This window comes from Methanospirillum sp., from assembly GCF_035560735.1.
Classification (GTDB): Archaea; Halobacteriota; Methanomicrobia; order Methanomicrobiales; family Methanospirillaceae; genus Methanospirillum.
The window spans coordinates 1-2297 of record NZ_DATMYY010000100.1; the positions used below are offsets into that span (position 1 = coordinate 1).

2 protein-coding genes are annotated in these 2297 nt (G+C 43.2%); both read left to right on the forward strand.

Features of this window, described 5'->3' with window-relative positions; translation table 11 throughout:
* The first annotated feature begins 17 nt into the window (after positions 1–17).
* Positions 18–386 (forward strand): winged helix-turn-helix transcriptional regulator, encoded by a 369-nt coding sequence (locus tag VN429_RS03265; RefSeq protein WP_325629747.1) that lies wholly within the window; start codon positions 18–20, stop codon positions 384–386.
* Positions 387–454: 68 nt separating this feature from the next.
* Positions 455–2297, forward strand: a 1843-nt coding sequence (locus VN429_RS03270; protein ID WP_325629749.1) for a response regulator, incomplete at its 3' end; no start/stop codon positions are given.

Here is a 2297-nt window from a genome sequence, read left to right on the forward strand (position 1 = left end):
GTATTGAGGGATTATAATTGAAATGCGAAAAGGTAACCAAATGTAGACTCGAATCAGTCGTGGACATTATTGGAAGCAAATGGAATCTCATGATCATCTGGCATCTCCGAACCAGCACATTGAGGTTTTCTGAATTGCAAAACCGGATGTGTGGAATTAACTCAAAAACCATTACTAAACATCTCCGTGATCTTGAGAATGAGGCAATCATTTCCAGGACCGTATACCCCGAAGTTCCACCACGGGTGGAGTATACCCTCACTGAGCAGGGAAAAGAGATACTTCCAATAATTGATGAGATGCTTATTTGGGGAGGAAAATTCCGCCACCCACCTGAAGGAATGACCGGATGTGAACCGGAGACCGTTACTGCAACAACTGAATAAACCATATTTCAGCCAAGGCTCAGGTCCTGAAGAATCATTTATACAGTTCATCAGCTTACAGGCTAGCAATGTATCCGGAGCCTACTGACATCAGAGTTCTGGTGGTCGATGATGATCAAGAGTTTCAAAACATAATCTCTCATTATCTGACTGAAGACCCGAGGTACTCAGTAGAGTCAGCTGATTCTGGCCATCAGGCTCTTGAAATGCTCCGGAAAAACTCCTACTCTGCTATCATCGCAGATTATCTCATGCCAGAGATAAATGGCCTTGATCTGCTCCGAATAGTGAGAAGTCAGGGTAACTCTATTCCTTTTATTATCTACACAGGGCAGGGGTGTGAATCGGTTGCAATCGATGCATTAAACGCCGGGGCAGATTTTTATTTAGTAAAGGGAGAGGATCCCGCCCCACAGTTCATGGTTCTTATCAAGAACCTTGGAGAGATCATTGCCCGGAAGCAAGCAGATGAAGCCCTTAAAAACAGTGAAGCTGAAAACAAAAAGATGCTTTCGCTCCTCAAGGCAACACTTGAGGCAACAGAGGATGGAATTCTCGTAGAAACAGTTGATCGGAATATAGTCGGTTATAATGAACGATTTCTTGCAATATTCAACCTTGATAAAACACAGGTTGAAGGGAGATCTGGAGCAGAAATCTGGAAATTGATATCGGCCCAGATTATGCCTGAAGAGAAGCATACGAATCAGGGGTCAACAACCGGAATAAAGAACCATCCAATCCTTCTTTCATTCAAAGATGGCAGAGTTATAGAATCGCATGCCAGACCTCAGATATGTGAAGGAAATACAATGGGAAGGGTCTGGAGCTATCATGACCTAACAGACCGGGTTCATGCTGAGAATGCCCTACGTGAGAGTGAGGCGTTTAACAGAGGACTTGTTGATAATCTTCCCGATTATGTCATAATATATGATCGGACAGGAAAGATACTTTATATTAATTCTTCAGGAATTACCGGGCTTTCAACAAAAAAGGACAGCCCTGTAGGAAACCTGATCTTTCATTATCTCCTTCCAGAACACCACAGAATTGTCAGAGAAAATGTCGAACGCAGGTTCAAAAAGGAAACCATTCCCCCATATGAGGTACGGCTTGTCAGAAATGATAACACCACACTAGATGTCATGGTCAAAGCTACGATAATTCCATATCAGGGTTCAGATGCAATACTGGCCGTCCTGTCCGATATTACCTCAAGAAAGGAAGGAGAAGAGGCACTTGAAAGGTATGCACAGACATTGCAGATAACTGTCAATGCCCTGGCCTCAGCTAACAAAAAACTCAACCTTCTCTCAGATGTCACCCGTCATGATATCCTCAACCAGATTCATATAATTCTTAATTATCTTGATATTGCATCATCAGAAAATTCCTCACACGTTCCAAAGGACGTACTGAAAAGGATCGAAGAAGCGACTTCTATTATTCACCGGCAGATACAGTTTACCCGGAGTTACCAGGATCTCGGAATAAACAAGCCCGAATGGCAGAACGCCCAGAGAACAATCGATGATCTATCATCCCAAAGCATTACTATACGAAATGAAGTGAGTGGACTCACCATATTTGCCGACCCACTCTTGCCAAAGGTTTTTGATAATCTCCTTGATAATGCAGTGAGGCATGGCAGGACGGTCACAGAGGTGAGGGTAACTGCAGAACTGACAGCAGATGGGTCCATGCGTCTGCTGTGGTCAGATAATGGTGTTGGGATTCCAAAAGGAGATAAAGATAAGATTTTTGCGAAAGGATATGGAAAAAACACAGGATTTGGGATGTTTCTCATCAGGGAGATCCTTGCACTAACCGGAATTTCTATCAAAGAGATTGGGATAGAAGGATCTGGAGCCTGTTTTGAGATGAGCATTCCAAAGGGATCATTTATTC